Consider the following 22,138-nt stretch of genomic DNA (forward strand, 5'->3'; position numbering starts at 1 on the left):
GATTACTTACCTTCATTCATGGGGATGCGGACGCCGCGTTCCTTGGCTACCTCGATGGCGCGTTCGTAGCCTGCGTCGGCGTGGCGGATGACGCCCATGCCGGGGTCGTTGGTCAGGAGTGCGGTCAGCTTTGCCGCAGCAAGTTCGGTGCCGTCGGCCACGGAGACCTGGCCGGTGTGGATGGAGCGACCGATTCCCACGCCGCCGCCGTGGTGGATGGATACCCAGGTGGCGCCCGAAGACGCCGCGGTGAGGGCGTTCAGGAGCGGCCAGTCGGCGATCGCGTCCGAGCCGTCCTTCATGGCCTCGGTCTCACGGTACGGAGACGCGACGGAGCCGGAGTCCAGGTGGTCGCGGCCGATCACGATCGGGGCCTTGACCTTGCCTTCGGCCACGAGCCTGTTGAAGAGCAGGCCGGCCTTATGGCGCTCGCCGTAGCCGAGCCAGCAGATGCGGGCCGGGAGGCCTTCGAACTCCACGCGCTCGGCGGCGGCGTCGATCCACTTGTGCAGGTGCTTGTTCTCGGGGAACAGTTCCTTGATGGCCTCGTCAGTGACGCGGATGTCTTCCGGGTCCCCGGAGAGCGCCACCCAGCGGAACGGGCCAAGGCCCTCGCAGAACAGCGGCCGGATGTAGGCCGGGACGAAGCCGGGGAACTCGAACGCCCGGCTGTAGCCACCCTTGCGGGCTTCGTCGCGGATGGAGTTGCCGTAGTCGAAGACCTCGGCCCCGGCGTCCTGGAATTCCACCATCGCCTGTACGTGGCGGGCCATGGAGGCCTGGGCTTTCTTGGTAAAGCCCTCCGGGTCGGCTGCAGCCTCGGTGTGCCACTCTTCCACCGTGATGCCCTCGGGCAGGTAGGACAGCGGATCGTGGGCGGAGGTCTGGTCAGTGACGATGTCGATCGTCAGTTCGCCTGCCTTGTGGCGGCGGAGCAGTTCCGGGAACACCTCGGCGGCGTTGCCCACATAGCCCACGGACCAGCCGCGGCGTTCTTCCTTGGCCTTGAGCACCTTGGCGATGGCGGTGTCCAGGTCGGTTTCCACCTCGTCGAGGTAGCGCTTGCCGGCGCGGCGGCGCAGGCGGGTCTCGTCGACGTCGATGATCAGGCACGCGCCGTCGTTCAGCGTGACGGCGAGCGGCTGGGCGCCGCCCATGCCACCACAACCACCGGTCAGGGTCAGCGTCCCGGCCAGCGGCCCCTCGGACTCGGCCCCGGCCGCCACGCGGCCCTCTTCAGCGAGCTTGCGTCCGACGGCGGCAAAGGTCTCGTACGTGCCCTGCAGGATGCCCTGGGTGCCGATGTAGATCCATGAACCGGCAGTCATCTGCCCGTACATGGTCAGGCCCTCGGCCTCGAGGCGGCGGAACTCAGGCCACGTTGCCCAGTCACCCACCAGGTTGGAGTTGGCCAGCAGCACGCGCGGCGCCCATTCGTTGGTGCGGAACACGCCCACCGGCTTGCCGGACTGGACCAGAAGGGTCTCGTCCTTCTCCATGGTTTCCAGGGTCCGGGTGATGGCGTCGAAGGCATCCCAGGAACGGACGGCCCGGCCGGTGCCGCCGTAAACCACCAGATCGTCAGGACGCTCGGCGACCTCGGGGTCGAGGTTGTTCATCAGCATGCGCAGCGGTGCTTCGGTCTGCCAGGACTTGGCGGTGAGCTCCGTGCCGCGGGCGGCTTTGACCGGGCGGGCTCCTGTTGTGAAATCGGCGGGTGCCATGGTGGCTCCTTCTCTCGGTGGAACTTTGTGATTGAAAGATCTTCTGTATCCAGTAGAGCCCCTCCGTTCCGCTCGTGGAACGGCTTTTGGATGGGTGCTGTCCGGTATTACAGACCCAACTAGCTCGCATTAGTGGTTGTTTTGAGGGCTCAGAACAACCCCTAATGCGAGCCAGTTGGGTTGTGCGGGGGATCTCGAATTCAGGGGTGAAGAAGAGCATGCTGAACGCATGGGAACTTACAAGGTTTCGACCTTCATCGCAGCGCCGCCGGAGCAGGTCTTTGCCACCTGGACGGATGCGGACCGCTTCAAGGAGTGGATCGGAGGGGTTACCCGCGTGACAGACCGTGTTGGTCCGGTTGATCAGCCCGGCAGCCGGTACACCGTGTGGTTCGGGCGGATGGCAAGCCCCACCGAAGTCCTTGCCGTCGAGCGCCCCAAACACCTCCGGACGCGCTTCGGAAACGCGATCCTGAAGGGTGAATCTGATGTGACATTCGTGCCTGAAGGTGCGGGCACACGGCTGAACCAGGAGTTCGTGACCCGGGGATTCATCGCGGGAATCTTTGGTCGGCTGTTTTCCCTGGGCTCGTACCGCGGGAGCTTCCGCGGCGAGCTGGAAGCGTTCCGGGAGATCGTGGAACGCGAAACACGGAGCTAGCTAGCTCAGCTCAACCGGCCGGACGGCCGTGGATGCGGACGGACAACTCGTCGGCCGCCTTACGGATGCGGGCAGCGAGTACGGGCCATTGCTCCGCCGGCACTTTGTCTTCCAGGAACGTCACGGCGACTGCCGCCGTCGGCCATCCCAAATGGTCCGTAACAGCAGCCGCGATGGACCCGAAACCCGGTGTCACTTCGCCGTTTTCGGTGGCATATCCCCGCTGCCTGACCTGGTCCAAATGCGACGACAGGGCCGAGTACTTCATGATGGGAAATTCCACTTCGTGCCGCGAAGTGAAGGCGGCAGCGTTCGGGTACAGGGCACGAACCTGCGATTTCGGCAGCGCAGCCAGGATGGCCCGCCCGCTGGCGGTGAGGTGGCTGGGCAACCGGACCCCGACGTCGGTCACCAGGCTGGGGCGGTTCTTGGCGCGTTCCTCAACGATGTACAGCACGTCGCGGCCGTGGAGGACGGCAAGGTGGGCACTCTCGCCGATGGCGTCAACAAGGGAGGCCAACATGGGCCGTCCGAGCCGGGACAAGGGCTCTTGCCGGGAGTAGGCCGAGCTGAGCTCGAAGGCGCTGATCCCCAGCCCGTAGCGCTGTTCTTCGTGGAGGTGCAGCACAAAGCCGTTGGCCTCCATGACACCCAAAAGGTGGTACACGCTGGAACGCGGCAGGCCGAGCGCGGTGGCTATGTTCGACGCCGCCATGGGTCCGCGGCGGGAAGCCAGCAGCTTGAGGATGCGCAAGGTGTTCTCTGCGGCCGGGACCTTGGATTTTCCGGTTGCCAGTGGCGTGGATGTCATGTTGCCTCATTGCTCGGGTGTTCTTGGGGGTTCCTTCAGGAGGTGAAAGTTCCTGCTTGTCCGGTATCCCGTACTTAAGGATGCTCCCCTTCCGGGCATCGTGGCCAGCATTGGGGACCGGGACGCGTCCGGGATACCAGACTATGTGCGCATTTACCCAGGTGTCTGCGATCGAAGACAGCAAACCGCCGTGAATCCGATCACAAGCGGGCTAAAAGTGATCTGCTGGATAGCGATCCCCTCCCAAAGACGAGAAGGTTTTACCATGCAACAAACCAAGCTGGCTGTGGAGACCCCTGCCCTCCAAGCTGCAGGTTCGGCACTCAGCCGTGGCCTCAACGTCCGCCATATCCGCTTCATGGCACTCGGATCAGCCATCGGCACCGGGCTCTTCTACGGTTCGGCCTCGGCCATCCAAAAAGCCGGACCCGCCGTCCTCCTCGCCTACATCATCGGCGGTGCCGCGGTGTTCATGGTGATGCGGGCCCTGGGCGAAATGGCCGTCCGGCACCCGGTCTCCGGTTCCTTTGGCCAGTACGCCAGCCGGTACCTCGGACCGTTCGCAGGCTTCGTGACGGGATGGACATACGTCTTCGAGATGGCCATCGTTGCCATCGCCGACGTCACGGCCTTCAGCATCTATATGGGCTTCTGGTTCCCGCAGGTGGATAGATGGATCTGGATCCTGGCGATCATTCTCTTCCTCGGTGCCCTGAACCTGTTGAGCGTGAAGGTCTTCGGCGAGCTCGAGTTCTGGTTCTCGCTCATCAAGGTTGTGGCGATTATCGCCATGATTGTTGGCGGCGCAGCCATCATCGCCTTCGGCTTCCAGTCAGGGAACGACGGCGGAGGCGTGGCACCGGGGTTGGGGAACCTGGTGGAGCACGGCGGTTTGTTCCCGAACGGTTTCGAGGGCCTCCTGGCCGCGTTCGCCGTCGTGATGTTTGCCTTCGGCGGGATCGAAACGATCGGCATTACCGCGGGCGAGGCCGCCGACCCCAAGAAGGTCATCCCGAAGGCAGTGAACACCGTTCCCGTCCGCGTGCTGCTCTTCTACGTCCTCACCCTCGGAGTGCTGATGAGCATCTTCCCGTGGAACGAGATCGGCAGCAGCGGCAGCCCCTTCGTCCAGATCTTCGACGGACTTGGCATTCCGGCCGCACCCCATATCCTCAACGCCGTGGTGATCACGGCAGCATTGTCCGCCATCAACAGCGACATCTTCGGAGCCGGACGCATCCTCTTCGGCCTGGCCCAGCAGGGCCACGCGCCCAAGAGCTTCGGCAAGATTTCCCGGCATGGCGTTCCTTGGATGACCGTGGTGATGATGGGTGGCATCCTGCTGGTGGGCGTCGTCCTGAACGCCATGATTCCCGAGGACGTGTTCGTGGTGATCGCTTCCATCGCCACGTTCGCCACGGTGTGGGTGTGGGTCATGATCCTGGCATCACACGTGGCCATGAAGCGTGAGATCAAGCGGAAGGGCTTGCCGGCGTCGGAATTCGGTTCCCCGTTGTGGCCGGTCGCCTCGATCCTGACCATCGCCTTCATGGCCATGGTGATCGTGATCCTTGGTGTCTTCGAGGACACCCGCGTTGCCCTCTATGTGGGCGCCACCTGGCTGGGCCTTTTGTTCGTGGCCTACAAGCTGTGGGTCCGCGGTGGTGGCCTCCGCCGGGCCGAGTTGGTCGACGAGACGGCCTGAACCCATCTTCCCCGCGCCGACGTGACAGTTAATGCCAATGTTCGACGCGAACATTGGCATTAACTGTCACCTCGCGGGGAGTGAAGGGCGGGGGTGCGGGGGTTACCTCGCTGACCAGCCGCCGTCCATGGTGTAGCTCGCGCCGGTGACCATTCCGGCGTCGTCGGAGGCCAGCCAAGCCGCCAGGGACGCCACCTCGGAAGGCTCCACCAACCGCTTCACTGCAGACTCCGTGAGCATCACCTTGGCGAGCACCTCGGCTTCGGGGATGCCGTGGAGCCGCGCCTGGTCGGCAATCTGCCGCTCCACGAGGGGCGTGCGGACGTAGCCGGGGTTGATGCAGTTGGACGTCACCCCGCGCTCCCCGCCTTCCAGGGCAGTGACCTTGCTGAGCCCTTCGAGCCCGTGCTTGGCCGAAACGTAGGCGCTCTTGTACGCCGAGGCCCGCAGCCCGTGGACCGAGGAGATGTTGATGATCCGCCCGAAACCGTTGGCATACATGTGCGGCAGGGCTGCGCGGATCAGCAGGAACGGCGCTTCCAGCATCAAGGCCACAATTCGCCGGAACTCTGCGGGGTCGAACTCCTCGATGGGCGCAACCTTCTGGATCCCGGCGTTGTTGACCAGGATGTCGCAGTCGATGCTGAGCGCGGCGAGCGCGTCGGTGTCGAGCAAGTCGATTTCCCACGCGGTGCCGCCCAGCTCGTCGGCGAGTTTCCCTGCCCCGGCGGCGTCGACGTCGGCCACTACTACTTTGGCCCCGCGGGCGGCGAGTGCCCGCGCACAGGCTGCCCCGATTCCGCTCGCGCCTCCGGTCACCAGGGCCTTGCGGCCATTCAAGGTGTTATCCATCAGATCAGCCCTTCGAAGTAGCGGTGGCCAGTCCGTGGCGCTCAGCGTCCGCTGCATCCACGTCCTGAAGTGCGATGCCCTTGGTTTCCTTCAAGGACACGACGGCGACGGCGGTGATGGCGCAGGCGACCACCAGGTAGATGGCGGTGGGCAGCCAGGAGCCGGTGTCCTTGAGCCACTGGGTTGCCAGCAACGGTGCCAGCGAGCCGGCGAAGATGGACGTCACCTGCGAACCGAGGGAAACACCGGAGTACCGCATGCGGGTGGGGAAGAGTTCGGACATGATGGCCGGCTGCCCCGCGTACATGAAGGCGTGCAGGCAGAGCCCGATTGTCACGGCGAGCACGATGATCACGGCGTTCTTGGTGTCGAACATGGGGAAGGCGAAGAACGGCCATACTGCTCCGGTGATGGCACCCACGAGGTACACGGGCTTGCGTCCCCACGAGTCCACCAGCCGCCCGACCTGCGGGATGACCAGGAAGTGGATGACGTGGGCGATCAGCAGGGCCAGCAGGAGCGATGAAGTGTCGTACTTGTGCACGCTCTTGAGGTAGACGATCGCGAAGCTCACTACGAGGTAGTACATGATGTTCTCGGCAAAACGCAGTCCCATGGCCTGCAGGATGCCCTTCGGGTACTTGCGGATGACTTCACCGACGCCGTAGCTGATGGCCTTGGACTCCTCCACCTGCGCCTTGGCTTCGAGGAAGATGGGTGCCTCGCTGACGTGGGTGCGGATGTAGTAGCCAACGAACACGATCACGGCGGAGAGCCAGAACGCTACGCGCCAGCCCCAGCCCAGGAACGCCTCGCTGCTAAGGGTGGTGGACATGATGAAGAGGACCATCGTTGCCAGGAGGTTGCCCACGGGAACTGCGGCTTGCGGCCATGAGGACCAGAAGGCGCGTGAGTTGTTGGGGCTGTGTTCAGCGACGAGCAGTACGGCGCCACCCCATTCGCCGCCCAGCGCGAAGCCCTGGATGAAGCGCAGCGCCACCAGCATGGCGGGGGCCCAGTAGCCGATGTCCATGAAGCCGGGGAGGCAGCCCATGAGGAACGTGGAGACGCCGACGATCACGATTGTCAGCTGCAGCGTGGGCTTGCGGCCGAGTTTGTCGCCGATCTGCCCAAAGATAATCCCGCCCAGGGGCCGGGCCACGAAGCCCACGGCGTAGGTGATGAAGGCCTGGATGATGCCGTCAAGCTCGTTGCCGGTGCTGGGGAAGAAGTACTTGCCGAAAACCAGGGTGGCCGCTGTGGCGTACAGGAAGAACTCGTACCATTCCACCACCGTGCCCACCATGGACGCGGCCACGATCTTCTTCAGCCCGGATCCTTTGCCGTTGTTCCCGGCTGTTGATGTGGAGCGTTGCTCTACGCTCATATCCATCTCCTCAGTGTCCTCTTTGACAGTGCCCTATCTTGGTTCGCGCTGTGATCCACAACACGAAATGCTCCACTGAGTATTGCTGCACATTCGGCGCGCCTCAATGACCAAAGAGGCACTTGCTATGTGCAAAATTGCAGATATGAATCCAAATCCGGATGATCTGCTCATCCTCCTGGCCGTCTCGCGTTCGGGAAAGTTCACGACGGCGGCACAGGCCTTGGGACTGAACCACACCACGGTCTCGCGCAGGATAGCGGCGCTGGAAAAGGCGCTCGGTGGCCGTGTCCTTGCCCGGGCTGCCGGCGGTTGGGAGGTCACGGAGCTCGGCGCCGAAGCCGTTCAGGTGGCCGAGCGGATCGAATCCGCCGTCAGTGCGCTGGGACCCGACGACCGCGCGCCCGACCCCATTGCCGGCGTCGTACGCATGACCGCAACCGATGGCTTCAGCGCCTATATCGCGGCACCTGCAGTGGCGCGGCTGCGCGAGGAGCACCCCGGGTTGAGCGTGGAGATCGTTACGGTGACCCGGCGGGCACTGCAGCAGCGATCCGGCCTGGACATCGAGGTGGTGGTGGGAACGCCGCAGGTGCACCGGGCGGAAGCGACCAGGCTTGGCGATTACCGCTTGGGGATGTACGCGTCGCGGGCGTACCTGGCCAGCCATGGAACACCCGCCAGCGTCGAAGAGCTGACGCAGCACCAGCTGGTGTACTTCGTGGACTCAATGCTGCAAGTGGATGACCTCGACGCTCCCCGCAGGCTGGTCCCGGCAATGCGTGACGGCCTGAGTTCCACCAACGTGTTCGTCCACGTGGAAGCCACCCGGGCAGGGGCAGGGATCGGCTTCCTGCCGTGCTTCATGGCCGACCGGCACCCCGACCTGGTGCGATTGCTTCCCGCAGATTTTGCCGAGCTCCTCCCCTACTGGATGGTCCTGCGGCCGGAGTCCATGCGCCGCCCCGCGGTGGCCGCCGTCGTGCATGCTTTGCGGGAGGAGACGGAGAACCGGCACGAAGAGCTGCTGGGCCGTTCCCCCCAGCGCCGAGATGACAGTTAGTGGCAATAATTCGAGGAAACATTGCCATTATTTGCCATCTCGCGGGGAGTCAGGGGGTGGGGTCGGGCTCGGGGGTGGGGTCGTGCCGAACGGGGGTGGGGTCGTGCCGGACGGGGGTCCCGGCCGCGAAGGCACGGACTTGGGCGTCGTTCCAAATATGCGCGGGGACTGCACCGCCCAAGAGCTTGCGGGCCAGTGTGGGATCGTCGCCGAAAGGGACGTGGCTGCCTGCCATGATCATGTTGCCGTAGCGCCGGCCCTTGAGCATGGGCGGGTCGGCGATGATCAGCGTGTGCTCGAAGGTATCCGCAATCGTGGCTGCGTCGGCCCGGGCGTTCTTGAGGTCCGGCGCATCTCCGGAGTTCACCACATACAGCCCGTCAGGCGCCAGCACCGCGTCAGCGTGGGCGTTGAATTCCCGCGTGGTGAGGGCCCGGGGCGTGAAGGCCCCGGCGAACACATCGCGGATGATCAGGTCCCGCGTGTCAGGGGTGAGCGACTCGGTCACCTGCCGGGCTTCGCCCACGCGGATCCGCAGGAGCGGCGCCTTGGGGAGATCGAACCAACCCCGCACATACTCAGCCAGTTTTCCGTCGAGCTCCACCACCACTTGCCGGGCTTCAGGGTAGGCCGCGTTGAAGTACCGGGCCATGGAGCACGCTCCGCCGCCCAAGTGCAGGGCACGCAACTTGGGCCTGGACGCACGGGGCCAGCGGGACTCCACCAGCGCCGCAATCCAGCGCATGTACTCGAAGTCCAGGAACAAGGGATCAGCGAGGTCTATGTGCGAACTCAGCACCCCGTTGATCTTCAGGAGCCAGCCGTTTGAATTGTCAGGATCCGGCAGCAGTTCACAGTCCCCGGTATCGATGTAGTAGACGCCGGCTACCGGACCGTCAGGCCGGGTGCCCTCAGGCACTTCGATGACTGCCGCCGTCGAACGCCCGAAGCGGGCCGACTTCGGCTCCTTTCCGAATCTGCCGGATTTATTTCCCCTGGCCACTAGTTCCGCACCGCCTCAGTCATGCTTCAAGACTAGTAGCTGACATCACCCGACAGCTGAACGCCGCAACGATTACTAAGGCTGCTTACCATTTAGGCGGGATCGGTCATAAGATCACTTCATGGAAGTGGAAGCGACGATGTGGGCAGAAGTGTTCTCCGTGGTCGTCGCGTGGTTGACGGTAGTGGGCTTGCTGATAGCCCGAGTGCCCAAACCGCCAAGCCTCCTGGAGGATGCGCCGGTCGACGTCGAACCGGGCGAATCGTCCGCGCACATTCCGCGCGCTGACGCATAAACCCTCAAAGGATCCTTGCCATGGCAAAGCCGTCCCAGCCCTTGGTACCCACCGTTTGGATGGCGGTAGCGTCAAGCCGGGGATCCTGGCCGAGCATCTCCAGTACCGCCACGATCCCCGGCGCGTTCTCAACGTCGCGCTGCGGATCAAGGATGGCGCCATCCCAAATGACGTTGTCGATCACAACCACCGTGCCAGGATGGCCAAGGCGGATGGCCCAATCGAGGTAGTTGGAATCGTTCTCCTTGTCCGCGTCAATGAACACGAAGTCGAACGATTCCTCCGATACCAGCGTCGGAAGCGTATCGAGGGCCCGCCCTACCCGAATATCCACCTTGTGGCCGAGTCCCGCGGCATCGAGGTTCGCCCGCGCAACGTCAGCGTGCTTCTGGAGGTATTCGCACGTCACCAACTGGCCGTCGTCGGGAAGTCCCTGTGCCATCCACATGCTGCTGAAGCCGGCCAGCGTACCGATCTCAAGAACTCGCCGCGCACCGGAGAGCTGCACCAGCATCTTGAGCAGCTTTCCGGCATTCGGCGCAACCTCGATGGGCGGCATGCCGGCTTCCGTCGCAGACTTCAGGGCGCGCTGATGAGACGGACCGGGATGTACGACGACGTCGGTCAAGTACCGCTCCACGTCACCCCATCCGGGCTCGGTTACGTGTTCAATCATTGCCCCAGTCTGGCACCCGGGGCACAGGGACGGAAGGTGCTACTCCGCGTTGGAAATAGCCTGCTCCAAGCGCTCCACCTTGCCGGTCAGTTCACCCTCGTAGCCGGGGCGGATGTCCGCCTTGATGACCAGGGAGACCCGGCTGCCGAAGCGGCCCACTGCCTCCGTGGCGCGTTTGACCACGTCGAAGACCTCGTCCCACTCACCCTCGATGGTGGTGAACATGGAATCGGTATGGTTGGGCAATCCGGATTCACGGACGATCTTGACGGCGGCCGCGACGGCGTCGTGGACCGATGCGTCTGCCGAGGGCTCACCGGCGGGGGCGGATGCGGGCTGGCCCGAAGGCGCGACTGAGAATGCAAGCAACATAAAACCAGTGTTTCATGTGCCGGTTTGTCATATTAACGGCCTACTCCCGCGTAACCACTGGGGATCAGTGCCGCGTTGCTAGTCTGGGCAGCATGGAACAGCCCTCAGAACGCAAGCCCCTCAGGGCTGACGCGGCACGCAATGTGGACAAGATCATCACTGCGGCGCGTCAATGTTTCCGCGAACAAGGTCCCGACGTTCCCCTGCAGACCATTGCCGCCACCGCGGGGGTTGGTCCGGCCACGCTGTTCCGCAATTTCTCCGACAAGGAACAACTGGTGTTGTCCGCCCTTTCCAGGGAGCTGCGCCAGCACGTCGACCCCGTAGCCCAAGCCGGCTTGGACGGCATGGACGCCGCCGAAGGCCTTTTCAACTTGATCGATGCGCTGATGCGGGTTGCCAGCGACGACGCGAACCTGCTCAGCGCCGTCGCCGGCCGCCGCGGGCTCCTGCTCGGCATTACGCAAGGGCTCATCGAAGCCATGGCCACCCTGCTGGAGCGCGGCCAGGGCCAGGGCTCCCTTCGCCGCGACATCACCATTGAGGACATGGTCCGGCTGGTGGCGATGCTCATCGGCGCCGTGGACACCATGGAACCCGGCTCCGAGGCATGGAAGCGCCCCGTGGCTTTGGCGGAAGACGCCATCCGGACCGAACGCCTGCCCAGGCCGCTTCCGGAGCAATCGGACATTCCGGGCTTCTCGTTCAGCGGGCGGGGCTAACCGCACGAATCCGGCCCGGCCATCATCCCGCCCTCGGGTCAACCCCAACCGAGAAGCCGCAGCAGGGCAGCAGCCCCCGCACCGGAAATCACCACCACCAGGAACGGCGCGCGGAGCCAGAGGGCGACGGCGGCAGCCACCAGGGCGCCGATGCGGGCATCGAGCACCAGGCCCTGCCCGGAAGCCACCGCATTGACCACGGTGAGGGATGCCAGCAGGCCGATGGTCATAGTGCCGGCGATGTGCATGATTCGCGGGCTTTGCAGCAGCTTGGCGGGAACGAAGTAGCCCACCAGCTTGGTCAGGTACGCCAGTCCGCAAGCGATGAGTATCCACACCCAGAGGTTCATTTGGTACCTCCTTCATGGTGGGCGCCATGCTCACCAACGCGGTGTCCGTGCTCCGCGGCGTACGGGTCGATGTCCGGCTCCAACCCTTCATCGAGCCGGGCATGGCTGAACCAGCCAATAACGCCCGCCACCACCGCTGCTACGAGGATGGGCACACCCGAAGGAACGAAGGGAACGGCCAGGACGGTAGCCAAGGCGCAGGCGGCGGCGATGGCCCACGGTTCCCGGCCTTTCAGCCGCGGCCACAGCAGGGCAAGGAAAGCAGCCACCGCGGCACCATCAAGGCCCCACTGCTTGGGGTCCCCCATGGCGTCACCGGCCAAGGCTCCTATGGCCGTGAAGATATTCCAAAGAATGAATATTCCGATTCCGGCAGTCCAGAACCCTCGGCGTTGTTCGCCTGCATCCGACTGTCCCGACGCCGTCGCGGTCGACTCGTCAATGGTGAGATGGGCCGCGGCGTAACGTTTCCACCCGCCCGGGCGCAGCATCGCGTTCATCTGCATGCCATAGATTCCGTTACGCAGGCCGAGCAGCGCACTCGCCGTCATCGCTGCGACTCCTGAGCCGCCGCCGGCCACCACCCCAATGAAGGCAAACTGCGAACCGCCACTGAACAGCAACAGACTCAGTGCCATGGTTTGCCAGAAATCAAACCCCGAAGCCACGGACAAAGCCCCGAAGGATATGCCGTACAGCCCCGTGGCAATACTCAGCGAGACCGCGATCTTGAAGGCGGGTGAGTCCCTCAGCTTCACTTCCGCAGGCTCCAGGACCACACGATCAGCGGCACTTGCGGTGGCAGACGCAGAGTATGCACCCGTCGCTGCTTCTGCGTCCCGCGCGGACCGTAGGCCCTGCGCAGCGCGTCAATATGCCCGGCAAGGAATGCGACCAACATGGCTGTGGTGGCGTCGGCGGCCACTTTGCGGGTGGCAGGGATCAGGAGTCCGACGGCGGCGGCTGCTTCGAGCAGGCCGGAGGAAGCGATCCATTCCTCGCGGGACATAACAGCCAAGGGCCCACGCGGTCCGGCTGCAGGCTCATCCTCGCGGCAAAGGTAGTCGGGAACCACGGGAGCATAGAAGGCAGGGTCCCGGAAATGCTTCATGGCACTGGCCAGCAGGAGACCGCTCATACCCATGGCCGAGAGCGTATGTATTGCCTTGGGTAACCTTCGATGCGACATGAGACCACTCAATCACAACGCTTGGCACGCCCGCCAAAAATTTCTCTGCTGCGGCTACGTACTGGGGACGCTGAGCTGGGCAAGGACCCGGGCCGGGTTGTTGGTGGTGATCTCGTGGATGCCGAGCCCTTGGCACAGGGCTACGTCGTTTTCCGAATCCACGGTCCATACCCGGAAGATGCGGCCGGCTTCCAACCAACGCTGGACGTTGAGCGCATGTTCGCGAACGTAGTCGATTCCCGGACCGGCTATGCCTACCTCGCCCTCATTCAGGACGCGTTCAGCTTCCTCTTGGGTGGCACGCATGACATTGGCCACGGCTCCGGCGGTGATCGGGCCCAATCCCAGCCCTTCACGGATCTCTTGAACCGTGAAGTTGTCCACCAGTTGGCACACATGCTCCGGCGGGACCGTTTCCAACAAGCGCTGTATGGAGTCCGTATCAAAGCTCATGAAGGAGATGTGGATGTTGTCCAGCCGGGAATCGTCCGCTGTCCAGCCCTCCCCGGCGAGAAGTTCCAGTACGCGGTCCTCAAGCTTGAGTTGGTAGGGACTGGGGTGTTTCAGCTCAATGGCCAGGCCGATTTCGCGTCCCGCTTCCCTGAGGATGTCCAGCAGCTCGGGCAACGTCAGGAATTGCTCGGCTATGCCACCGTAAGCATCCGGGATCCTTGCACCTTTCCACGAGGAGAAGTCAAGGGAACGGAGCTCTTCCAGTGTCCGCTCCGAGACCGGTCCGGTTCCTGTGGACGTGCGGTCCAGGGTGGCGTCGTGGAGCAGCACCACATGCTGGTCCCGGGTGAGGTGGACATCGCACTCAACCCCGTCGGCGCCGTCCGCGATCGCTTTCAAATACGCAGCCCTGGTGTGCTCGGCGTAAGTAGCGCTGGCCCCTCGATGTGCATAGACCTTGGGGCGCGCAGGGGCGAAGGATTCGCTGCTCATGCAGACACCGTAACCTACAGTGCTGCACGCACCGGGCTAGTCTGGGCTAATGCAGGTGAACTCTGAACAAATCCCCGCCGAAGACGTCACCAACCAGCCACAGCCAACCCAAGCGCAAGGTGCCCGGCGAAGCAAGGCGCGATCCGCCGTCGTCGGGCTTTCCGCCGGCGACCTGGAAAAAGCTGCCGCGCTGCGCCGGATGAAGCGGCTGGCGCTGTCCCTGCTGATCGTCATGGCCGTGATCTTCCTGTTCGCTTTTGCCCTGCAGAAGCAGTACCCGTGGCTTGAGTATGTGCGCGCAGCGGCCGAGGGCGGCATGGTGGGAGCACTGGCTGACTGGTTCGCGGTGACGGCCTTGTTCAGGTATCCGATGGGGCTGAAGATTCCGCACACGGCCATCATTCCCCGGCGCAAGGACCAGATCGGCGAATCCCTCAGCGACTTCGTGGAGAGCAACTTCCTCTCCCAGGAGGTTGTGCAGGACAAGTTGGTCAGCATCGACATCGCCCGCAAGGCCGGAGCATGGCTTTCCGCCCCGGGCGGCGCGGAGCGCGTGGCCAAGGAAGGCGGCGCCATGATCCGCGGCGCCTTCACCGTCCTCAACGACGACGACGTCCAAGCCGTCATCGAAGGACTGGTACGCAAGCACCTGCTGACGCCGCCGTGGGGACCACCCGTGGGCCGGATGGCTGAACGGATCTTCGCGGACGGACACCACCACAAACTGGTGGACCTCCTGGTGGACCGTGCCGCCGACTGGGTGGACGCCAACCACAACACGGTGAACCGGCTGGTCTCGGACCGCTCGCCGGTCTGGGTGCCCACGTTCGTGGACGGCATGGTGGGAGACAAGGTCTATGTGGAGCTGTTGAAGTTCGTCCGCGCCGTGCAGAACGACCCCAACCACCAGGTCCGCCAGTCCATCGACTCCTACCTCACCGACCTGGCACAGGACCTGCAGCATGATCCGGCCATGATCGAACGTGCCGAGGCCATCAAGGCACAGATCCTCGGCGATCCCGAGGTCCGCGAACTTGCCTCCCGCACCTGGGGAACCGTGAAGACCGCCTTGCTCACCGCCGTCGACGATCCGAACAGTGAACTCAGCCAGCGCTTCAAGGGCGCCGTCCGCGACTTCGGTTCGCGACTGGTCAATGACGACGAACTGGCGGGCAAGGTGAACGCGTGGATCGGTGACGCCGCCGGATACCTGGTGAACACGTACCGCTCGGACATCGCCGGGGTCATCTCGGACACCGTGGCCCGGTGGGATGCCGAGGAAACCTCGCAGAAGATCGAGCTCCAGGTAGGCAAGGACCTTCAGTACATCCGGATCAACGGCACCGTGGTGGGAGCTTTGGCCGGTTTGCTGATCTTCACGGTGGCGCACCTGCTGTTCGGCTAGCGTCTGCGGTTCGGCCAGCCTCCTAGTGGCGCGAGCGACGACCGGCACTGGCAGCGAAGTCATCCAATGCTGCGATGATGTCAGCGGCCACCCACACCCTGACGCCGCGAATTTTTCCGGCCGGGCTAAGGATGCCTACCTCTTCAAGGCGCTGCACCGCACGGTACGCAGTGGCCGTTGAGACCCCGGTGGAGTCGGCCGCCATCTCAGCAGTGATTGCGGGCTCGCGGGGCAGGAGTTCAAGGATCTTCCGCACTGATTCCTGCGTGGCCCCCAGTCTCTCCCTGTAGTCCCGCAGGGCTGATTCAATGTCTGCGGCCAGGAGCCGGCCATGATCCACAGCGAGGATGGCTGACTCCGCGAACAGTTCCACGATCGGCGCGACGTTGCCTTCGCGGTATGCGCCCAAGGCCTCGAAGTACAAACGGGTATTGGTCAGAAGCCCGGATGAGACGGGAATGGTAACGCGTTCGGTGACGTTCTTCGCCCGGAGCAAGGCGCTGACGATTGCCCTGCCGGTCCGCCCGTTGCCGTCGGCAAACGGATGGATCGTCTCGAACTGGGCATGCGCCAGTGCCGCCTGCGTCAAGGCCGGGATATCGTCGCGGCGCATGAACGCCACCAGATCCTTCATCGCGTCCATGACCCGCCCATGATGCGGCGGCACAAACTCGGCCGAATGAGGCGAGTTCCCGCGGATCCACACTTGCCTGTCCCGGTACTCCCCCGCTATGCCCTGGTCGGTAGATACCAACAATGCATGGTGCATGGTCCCGATGTTTTCGACGCTGAGATCCTCAGACAGGCCAATGGCGGCCTGCATGGCGCTCACGTTGGAAGCAATGAGGGATGCGTTGACACTGGACCGGTCACCCAACTGAGCCAACAGGACTTTTCGGGCGCCGGCTGTAAGGTTCTCGATTTCCGAGCTGGAGGCAGACTCACTGCGCAACAACAGCGCGGCAAACGGCGCCGAATCACGGCCGAGCTCCGCATCGAAGCGGACCATCTCCACAGTAGCCGCCTCAACCAGGGATTGAGTCCTTGAATCGATCTGCGGATCGACGTCGGCGATCTTCGCCGGAATCGCGGCCTCGTAAGGGCCGCGTGCCATGAGCCGCTGTCTACGCGATACTCCCGCGGCAGGCTCCGCTGACCATGGGCACTCTTCGAAAGTGATGGGCGGCCAGGCGTTCATAGGACTCCTCTGCGAATCTTGTCCCAGTATTTTCTCATATCCGGTCTCGATGAGAAAATATCGTCATAACAGTCGAGCGTTATCGCGTTCACGAGAAAATCCGGGCGCCGCTTTCTCAGCCCAGCAGATGCACCATCTGCCCCGGCCGCGCTTGGCCGAGGGCGTCGAGGTCCTCGTCACGCACCGTGGCTATGACCGGGGATGCGCTCATGGCCGGGTGGTCGGCGAGGGCGATCACGGGAAAGCCCGACGGCGGCAGGAGGACCGAGCCTGTCACCAACTGCCGGGAGCGGGGCGGGCCGGGTTGATGGTCGCCGGGCGTGGCGCTGGAAAGTGGCCGGCCGGCCAGCCGAGCCCCAACCCGGTCCGACTCCGGCGAGAGTATCCACGGTTCCTTTGTCAGACGAAGCCAGGTTCCGGCGTCGTAATCCTGCGCATCCGGGCCGGGAGCAACCCTGGCAACTACGGGGCGTTCAGAGTCCAGGGCCCGCCGCGCGGGCAGTCCCACGGTGAGAAAACCTTGGCCGTGCGGCCGGCCGAAAGCCAACGTCCGCCCGGTACGGAGCACGTCGGGCTGCGGCACGATGCCGCCTTGGATCGCGAGGTAGTATCGGATCCCGAAGTGGGCCCTGCCGAACTCCACCACCGCGCCTGGAGCCACCCTCAGGGCCTTGTTTTGGGGCAGTTCCGAGCCGTTGAGCCTGACCATGCCCTCAGCACCCGAAACTGCGATGGCCGAGCCGGTAACGAACCGCAGGCGCAGGCCCCCCACAAGGATTTCAAGTCCCGGCGCCTCGGCGGCATTGCCCAACAATGCGTTGGCCAGCTGCAACGAGGCCCGGTCCAGCGCCCGGTCCGGGGACACCACCAAACCCTGCGTACCGGCGTCCATCACAATCGCGCTCACTCGGGCCTCCTTTGAACCGGGAACCACAGTTTAGGCGAACGCTTGGATCTCCACACCTGCCCGTTCCAGGCCTTTGCGGACTGCCGCGGCCATCTCCAAGGCTTCGGGCGTATCGCCGTGAATCCACAGCGAATCAGCCTCGACCGCCACAACGGTGCCGTCGTGGGCGACGACTTCCCCGCGGGTGGCCAGCCGGACGGCCTGCGCCACTGCATCGTCGGAGTTCTGCAGGACGGCGCCCTCCTGCGAACGGGGCAGCAAAGTTCCGTCCGGGTTGTAGGCACGGTCAACGAACGCTTCGCGGAACACGGGGTGTCCGGCTTCTTCCGCCAGGGTCAGCCACGCCGAGCCAGGCAGCCCCAGGACCGGCAATCCGGGGTCGTAGGCATGAACGGCGGCAACCACGGCCTCGGCTTGCTCTGCGTCCCGGACCAGCCGGTCATAGAGGGCGCCGTGCGGCCTGACATAGTCAACGGAAGCGCCCACGGCATGGGCCACTCCGTCCAGGGCACCCAACTGGTAGAGCACGTCGCCGAACAGTTCGTCGAAGCTCATGTCCAGCGCACGACTGCCGAACCCGGCCAGGTCCGGGTAGCCAACATGCGCTCCGACCCGGACATCAAGGTCGAAGGCCGCGCGGCAACTGTCCAGCATGGTGAGTGGATCTCCGGCGTGGAAGCCGCAGGCCACATTGGCGCTGCTGACGAGCCGGAGTATGGAAGCATCATCGCCCATCGACCACGAGCCGAATGACTGTCCAACGTCAGCGTTGAGGTCCACGAGCGCCTCCTTCCATGACAGGAACGTCCTCCAGGACGCGCGCCTCGGGGTTGGCCAGCAGTTCTCCGGGGATGGTGTCCGGCAAGGCACCGAAAGCTTCCTTGGCCGTTGCGACTACTGCCCGTCCCATCATGAGGTTGCCGGCACCGCCCACCACCGCGCCGACGCCGAACGGAAGGGCCCTGCCCAGGAAGGCCGTGCCTTGCCGCTTGATGAGGTTCTTGAGGAACGCGCGCTGGATGGCGTCCCGGATCACGCCGAACCCGCTGCCGGGAATCTTCTTGGTCAGCGTGGTGCCCCAGGCATTGGTCACACCCTTGCTCCGGCCGAGGGACTGGCCGCTCAACGCGCCCAGCAGCGACGTGCCTTCTTCGCCCAGCATGATGGCCATGACCATGGTCCGCGCGCGTTCCGGATCGGTCAGCCGAATACCGTGCAGCTCAGCCAGCGAGGACGCGTACAGCGCCGTGGTCTCCAGGAATCCAACGGTCGCGAGCGCCGAAAGACCCAGCGACGCCGCGGTTCCCAGGCCCGGTACGACGGCGATGGCACCTACGCCTGCTCCCCCACCGGAGACGGCGGTCAGGTAGTCGCGCTCCAGCTTCGCGGCAAGCTGCGCCGGCGTGGCGTTCGGGTGCCGGCGCTGCATCCGCCGCAGGTTGGCCAGGACCAGGGGCCGTTGCACTTCGACGGCTTTCAGCAGCACGTTGTGCACGCCGGGCTTGGTGTTGCCTTCGGCGTCGAACACCGCATTGTGGGCAGTTTTCTGGGCGATTCGCACCGCCGGATTGGATCGCTTTGGCATCTTCACAGCCTAAGCCACCCACCACCCCGGGCGTATACTAAGGACACTTATAAATTTTTGAGCCTGATTTGGTCCGATCGAAGGAGCACCGCCGTGAACCCGACCGATACGCCCGAAGAACAGCAGCCCCGCCACCACACCGACGCACCGGCCGAAGGACAGCCCGACGGCTGGAAGCCCGAGGACGAAGGCGCACACACCCAGGACCCCGCTGAAGGCGGCGAGGCAGGAGACGACGGCGAGACACCGCCGTCGGAGGCTTAGCCCACCTGCCCCGCAACCAGGGGCAACGGCGCTAGCGGGTCCCGCCGCCTGGCACCGGCCCGGTGGTGCCGCGAACCACCAGGTGAGGGATCCGGACAAGGTGGGCGGCCGGCGTCGTGCTTTCCAAGCGCTGGATGGCACGGTCGACGGCGGCGCTCGCCAGGAGCGGCGCGTCCTGGCTGATCGAGGACAACCGGATGTAGCTCAAACGGGCGAACTGGCTGTCGTCATAGCCCAGCACGGAAACATCCTGCGGAACGCGGAGTCCGGATGCGCGGAGGCTTTCCAGGACCCCCAGTGCGCAGCGGTCATTGAAGGTGACTACGGCGGTGGGCAGATTGTCCTGCAGCTCGCGTCCGGCCCGTATTCCGTCCTCTTCGGTGGGACCGCCCGGAATCACCCTTGGTTCCAGGCCCAGCCCGGCCATTTCGGCAAGGTAGGCCTCCCGGCGCTGCGGACCGCTCACCATGCTGCCGCCGTCGACGTGGGCGATTCGCGTGTGGCCCAGCGAGGTGAGGTGCCCCAGGGCGATGCGGATTCCCTCGCGGTCGTCACTGCTGACTGAGTCGAGGGACTCCCCTACGTCGTCACGGAGGAGGCTGACCACGGGAAGCCGCGCGGCAAACCCGGCAAGTTCCTGTTCATCCAGGGTGGGCGAGATCAGGATCAAGGCTTCGCAGCCCAAGTCCACAAGCGCCTCAACTGCGTGGGTTTCCGTCCGGTCGCGGGTGACGGCACTCAGGGCAAGCTCGTAGCCCCGCTGTGCCGCTGCCGCGTACGCCGCGTCCACGATTTCGGCGTGGAAGGCGTGCGAGGTTGAAAACGTCACCCCCAGGAGCCTGGTACGGCTGCTCCGCAGGAGGCGGGCGCGGCTATCCGGGCGGTAGCCCAGCAGCCGGGCTGCTTCCTGGACTTTGCGTCGCGTGGCTTCGGATGCGCCGGGGGCGTCCCGCATGACGATGGATACGAGGGCGCGGGAGACACCCGCCGCTTCCGCGACGTCCATCAACGTTGGCCGCTTGCCGGTCATGGCCCTCCTCTGCTCGGAGAGCCAGTCTATAGAACGATCTATGACTCAACCCGCAGGTCTGCGTTCGAGGATAGACGTGCGGCCGGCCGCGACTCAGACGACCGACCGCACTAGCCCGGTTATACGCAGTGACGGCGCCCCGGGCGGGCCCCAGAACCCGCCACATCCCTCACTGCTAACTCAGCGTTGATCGCGCGGCGTGGGCCGAAAAGGGCGACGGCGCAGCACGCGGTTCAACGACTAGGGCACTGGTTATGTGTGCACCTCCGCGGGATCGTGACGCTGGGTTCTGAGCAATATTTTGGCGCTGCCTCCGGACGGCACGTGAGGGGCAGGATTCTGTATTTCCCGGCCGGGACTAGAAGGAGGGAGCGGCGGGCCGGTCGCAGGGCAAAACGAAGGCAAGACGACCAGGGGTCGCCTTGCCTTCGTATTGTGCCGGTGATGGACCTGCACCCGACCGTCGGGTTTCCTGTTGCGTGGGAACGCAGGTCCCCTTGGCACCTGCCGGACGGAGGTCCGGCGGGCTGTGGCTGCTACATGATTCCCGTGGGAACCAACAGCGCCCAAGCGAGGGCCGGAGCGGCGAGGACAACTCCGCCGGCGTACATCATCAGCTGGCGGTAGACGCGCTGGCGGTCTGCTTCCCGGGCGTTCGCCACCACCAGGGCTCCGTCAGTGGAGAAGGGCGATACATCCACAACGGTTGCAGCGATGGCAAGGGCCGCCACCGTGCCCGACGCACTGAGGGAACTGGTTGCCAGCAGCGGGCCCGCCATGGGGATGAATGCAGTCAACAGGGCGGTGGACGATGCGAACGCCGAGCCGACGCCAATGACGTAGCAAAGAACCAAGGCAATCAGCAGCGGCGCTCCAAGAGCCAGGGCCATCTCGGCCAGCGTATCGATCACGCCGACGTGCTGGAGCAAGGAGACGTAGGTGATCATGCCGGCGACCAGCAGGACGGTGGACCACGAGACGCCACCGATGAAGGTCTGGTGTTCCTTGATGTTGACGAACGCCAGCAGCAGGCCTGCGGACAGGGCCACGAACCCGATCGGCATGTGGAAGCCCAAGGTGCAAACGAGGATGGCGACGATCAGGGCCAGCGTGAAGAACTGCTGCCCCGTGGGCCGTCCGATGCGGGGAGCGTCCAGGGCGGTGTATTCGTTGGAATGCTTGTCCCGGAGCTTGCCGAGGAGCGCGAACAGCACGATCGTCAGCGCGGACAGGATGAAGTTAAGGGCGAAGCTGGCCAGGAAGAGCGCACCCTGGTCGATGGGGAAACCGTTCTTGTTGGCGATGTCGTGGACCAGCACGCCGGCCACGGATAGCGGCGAGAAACCGCCGGCGTGGGCACCATTGATGACGAAGGCCCCCATCAGGACGGGGTGGAGGCGGGACTCGTAAGCGAGGCCGAGGGCAGCAGGTGCCAGGAGTGCCACCGCTGCAGGAGAGAAGGTTCCCAGCGCTGTCAGGGCAGCGGCCATCAGGAAGAACACCCATGGAAGCATCATGGTCTTGCCGCGGACAAGACGGACACAGCTCTGCACAATGATGTCGATGGACCCGTTGCGTTGCGCCATGCTGAAGAAGTAGGTCACACCGATGATGGTCAGGACGATGCTGGCGGGAAATTCCTCCAGGATCTGCTTGTCCGTCATGCCAAGGACGAAGTAGCCCACGCCGAACGAGGCAACCAGGCCCATGACGCCGATGTTGAGCGGCCACTTGGTGGCTACGACGAACATCACGACGAGGATGACCAAGGGAATGATCTGGGTGATGGTCATGGTCGGCTCCGTATCCGAGGCGGCCGAAGGGGTGCCCGGGACACCCCCAAACAGGAGGGCGGCCATGCCCAGAATGGCGATGACGGCTGCCGTCACCAGAAGAATACGACGGCGACGCTTGGGTGGCGCAGTTTGGTCCTGCGACGCGGTGGTCGGGGTGGCCTTTTCTGCAATCTTGGTGGTCATGATGGCTCTCTCTTC

General features: G+C 64.4%; 24 protein-coding genes. 7 read left to right on the forward strand and 17 right to left on the reverse strand.

Features of this window, described 5'->3' with window-relative positions:
- Positions 1 to 2: 2 nt before the first annotated feature.
- Positions 3 to 1,724, reverse strand: coding sequence for a urocanate hydratase (locus HMI59_RS19195; RefSeq protein ID WP_193592217.1), 1,722 nt, complete (start codon positions 1,722 to 1,724; stop codon positions 3 to 5).
- Between the two features lie 229 nt (positions 1,725 to 1,953).
- On the opposite strand from HMI59_RS19195, the gene HMI59_RS19200 reads away from it, so the two are divergent.
- Positions 1,954 to 2,385, forward strand: coding sequence for an SRPBCC domain-containing protein (locus HMI59_RS19200; RefSeq protein WP_166186891.1), 432 nt, complete (start codon positions 1,954 to 1,956; stop codon positions 2,383 to 2,385).
- A 10-nt stretch (positions 2,386 to 2,395) separates the two neighbouring features.
- Here the strand turns inward: HMI59_RS19200 and HMI59_RS19205 are convergent, their stop codons facing one another.
- Positions 2,396 to 3,196 (reverse strand): IclR family transcriptional regulator, encoded by an 801-nt coding sequence (locus HMI59_RS19205; protein WP_062094797.1) that lies wholly within the window; start codon positions 3,194 to 3,196, stop codon positions 2,396 to 2,398.
- A gap of 265 nt (positions 3,197 to 3,461) precedes the next feature.
- Here HMI59_RS19205 and HMI59_RS19210 point away from each other — a divergent pair, with 265 nt between their 5' ends.
- Positions 3,462 to 4,901 (forward strand): amino acid permease, encoded by a 1,440-nt coding sequence (locus tag HMI59_RS19210; RefSeq protein WP_193592218.1) that lies wholly within the window; start codon positions 3,462 to 3,464, stop codon positions 4,899 to 4,901.
- Positions 4,902 to 5,003: 102 nt separating this feature from the next.
- Here the strand turns inward: HMI59_RS19210 and HMI59_RS19215 are convergent, their stop codons facing one another.
- Positions 5,004 to 5,753, reverse strand: a complete 750-nt coding sequence (locus tag HMI59_RS19215) for a 3-hydroxybutyrate dehydrogenase (protein ID WP_166186889.1) — start codon at positions 5,751 to 5,753, stop codon at positions 5,004 to 5,006.
- Positions 5,754 to 5,757: 4 nt separating this feature from the next.
- The gene (locus tag HMI59_RS19220) at positions 5,758 to 7,140 is read right to left on the reverse strand and encodes an MFS transporter (RefSeq protein WP_193592219.1); all 1,383 of its coding nucleotides are present in this window, start codon (positions 7,138 to 7,140) and stop codon (positions 5,758 to 5,760) included.
- A gap of 145 nt (positions 7,141 to 7,285) precedes the next feature.
- On the opposite strand from HMI59_RS19220, the gene HMI59_RS19225 reads away from it, so the two are divergent.
- Positions 7,286 to 8,203, forward strand: a complete 918-nt coding sequence (locus HMI59_RS19225) for a LysR family transcriptional regulator (RefSeq protein ID WP_193592220.1) — start codon at positions 7,286 to 7,288, stop codon at positions 8,201 to 8,203.
- Between the two features lie 49 nt (positions 8,204 to 8,252).
- Here HMI59_RS19225 and HMI59_RS19230 read toward each other — a convergent pair whose 3' ends face one another.
- Positions 8,253 to 9,122 (reverse strand): spermidine synthase, encoded by an 870-nt coding sequence (locus tag HMI59_RS19230; protein ID WP_193593831.1) that lies wholly within the window; start codon positions 9,120 to 9,122, stop codon positions 8,253 to 8,255.
- A 205-nt stretch (positions 9,123 to 9,327) separates the two neighbouring features.
- Here HMI59_RS19230 and HMI59_RS19235 point away from each other — a divergent pair, with 205 nt between their 5' ends.
- Positions 9,328 to 9,501, forward strand: a complete 174-nt coding sequence (locus HMI59_RS19235; protein ID WP_193592221.1) for a hypothetical protein — start codon at positions 9,328 to 9,330, stop codon at positions 9,499 to 9,501.
- Positions 9,502 to 9,505: 4 nt separating this feature from the next.
- On the opposite strand, the gene HMI59_RS19240 is transcribed toward HMI59_RS19235, so the two are convergent.
- Entirely contained in the window at positions 9,506 to 10,177 is a 672-nt protein-coding gene (locus HMI59_RS19240; RefSeq protein WP_193592222.1) for an O-methyltransferase, read from the reverse strand.
- 39 nt (positions 10,178 to 10,216) lie between these two features.
- Positions 10,217 to 10,549: a thiamine-binding protein gene (locus tag HMI59_RS19245; protein WP_062094791.1), complete on the reverse strand. Its 333-nt coding sequence runs from the start codon at positions 10,547 to 10,549 to the stop codon at positions 10,217 to 10,219.
- 92 nt (positions 10,550 to 10,641) lie between these two features.
- Between HMI59_RS19245 and HMI59_RS19250 the strand changes: the two genes are divergently transcribed.
- A complete protein-coding gene (locus tag HMI59_RS19250) occupies positions 10,642 to 11,271 on the forward strand; it encodes a TetR/AcrR family transcriptional regulator (protein WP_166186884.1) in 630 nt (209 codons plus the stop codon).
- Between the two features lie 38 nt (positions 11,272 to 11,309).
- Here HMI59_RS19250 and HMI59_RS19255 read toward each other — a convergent pair whose 3' ends face one another.
- From HMI59_RS19255 to HMI59_RS19270, 4 genes are all read right to left on the reverse strand, one after another.
- Positions 11,310 to 11,621 (reverse strand): AzlD domain-containing protein, encoded by a 312-nt coding sequence (locus HMI59_RS19255; RefSeq protein ID WP_021471158.1) that lies wholly within the window; start codon positions 11,619 to 11,621, stop codon positions 11,310 to 11,312.
- Positions 11,618 to 12,379, reverse strand: a complete 762-nt coding sequence (locus tag HMI59_RS19260; protein ID WP_166186883.1) for an AzlC family ABC transporter permease — start codon at positions 12,377 to 12,379, stop codon at positions 11,618 to 11,620. The genes HMI59_RS19255 and HMI59_RS19260 overlap by 4 nt, the downstream gene beginning before the upstream one ends.
- The gene (locus HMI59_RS19265) at positions 12,376 to 12,759 is read right to left on the reverse strand and encodes a hypothetical protein (protein ID WP_370583591.1); all 384 of its coding nucleotides are present in this window, start codon (positions 12,757 to 12,759) and stop codon (positions 12,376 to 12,378) included. The genes HMI59_RS19260 and HMI59_RS19265 overlap by 4 nt, the downstream gene beginning before the upstream one ends.
- A gap of 105 nt (positions 12,760 to 12,864) precedes the next feature.
- Complete coding sequence (locus tag HMI59_RS19270; RefSeq protein ID WP_021471161.1) at positions 12,865 to 13,755, reverse strand: glycerophosphodiester phosphodiesterase family protein; 891 nt, start codon at positions 13,753 to 13,755, stop codon at positions 12,865 to 12,867.
- Between the two features lie 49 nt (positions 13,756 to 13,804).
- Here HMI59_RS19270 and HMI59_RS19275 point away from each other — a divergent pair, with 49 nt between their 5' ends.
- A complete protein-coding gene (locus tag HMI59_RS19275; RefSeq protein ID WP_193592224.1) occupies positions 13,805 to 15,160 on the forward strand; it encodes a DUF445 domain-containing protein in 1,356 nt (451 codons plus the stop codon).
- Between the two features lie 22 nt (positions 15,161 to 15,182).
- Here the strand turns inward: HMI59_RS19275 and HMI59_RS19280 are convergent, their stop codons facing one another.
- From HMI59_RS19280 to HMI59_RS19295, 4 genes are all read right to left on the reverse strand, one after another.
- Positions 15,183 to 16,274, reverse strand: coding sequence for a Fic family protein (locus HMI59_RS19280; RefSeq protein ID WP_227471454.1), 1,092 nt, complete (start codon positions 16,272 to 16,274; stop codon positions 15,183 to 15,185).
- A 199-nt stretch (positions 16,275 to 16,473) separates the two neighbouring features.
- Positions 16,474 to 17,265: a biotin-dependent carboxyltransferase family protein gene (locus HMI59_RS19285; protein WP_193592226.1), complete on the reverse strand. Its 792-nt coding sequence runs from the start codon at positions 17,263 to 17,265 to the stop codon at positions 16,474 to 16,476.
- A gap of 30 nt (positions 17,266 to 17,295) precedes the next feature.
- Positions 17,296 to 18,045, reverse strand: coding sequence for a LamB/YcsF family protein (locus HMI59_RS19290; RefSeq protein WP_193592227.1), 750 nt, complete (start codon positions 18,043 to 18,045; stop codon positions 17,296 to 17,298).
- A complete protein-coding gene (locus HMI59_RS19295; protein WP_166186876.1) occupies positions 18,029 to 18,850 on the reverse strand; it encodes a hypothetical protein in 822 nt (273 codons plus the stop codon). Before HMI59_RS19295 ends, HMI59_RS19290 begins: the two co-directional genes overlap by 17 nt.
- Positions 18,851 to 18,943: 93 nt before the next feature.
- On the opposite strand from HMI59_RS19295, the gene HMI59_RS19300 reads away from it, so the two are divergent.
- A complete protein-coding gene (locus HMI59_RS19300; protein WP_193592228.1) occupies positions 18,944 to 19,114 on the forward strand; it encodes a hypothetical protein in 171 nt (56 codons plus the stop codon).
- Positions 19,115 to 19,145: 31 nt separating this feature from the next.
- On the opposite strand, the gene HMI59_RS19305 is transcribed toward HMI59_RS19300, so the two are convergent.
- Together HMI59_RS19305 and HMI59_RS19310 are read right to left on the reverse strand one after the other, a co-directional pair.
- Positions 19,146 to 20,144 carry a LacI family DNA-binding transcriptional regulator gene (locus HMI59_RS19305; protein ID WP_193592229.1) on the reverse strand — a complete coding sequence of 333 codons (999 nt, stop codon included), beginning with the start codon at positions 20,142 to 20,144 and terminating at the stop codon, positions 19,146 to 19,148.
- Positions 20,145 to 20,680: 536 nt separating this feature from the next.
- Complete coding sequence (locus HMI59_RS19310; RefSeq protein ID WP_193592230.1) at positions 20,681 to 22,123, reverse strand: SLC13 family permease; 1,443 nt, start codon at positions 22,121 to 22,123, stop codon at positions 20,681 to 20,683.
- Positions 22,124 to 22,138 lie beyond the last annotated feature (15 nt).

The sequence above is a fragment of the Paenarthrobacter sp. YJN-5 genome, assembly GCF_015040095.1.
Taxonomy (GTDB): Bacteria; Actinomycetota; Actinomycetes; order Actinomycetales; family Micrococcaceae; genus Arthrobacter; species Arthrobacter ureafaciens.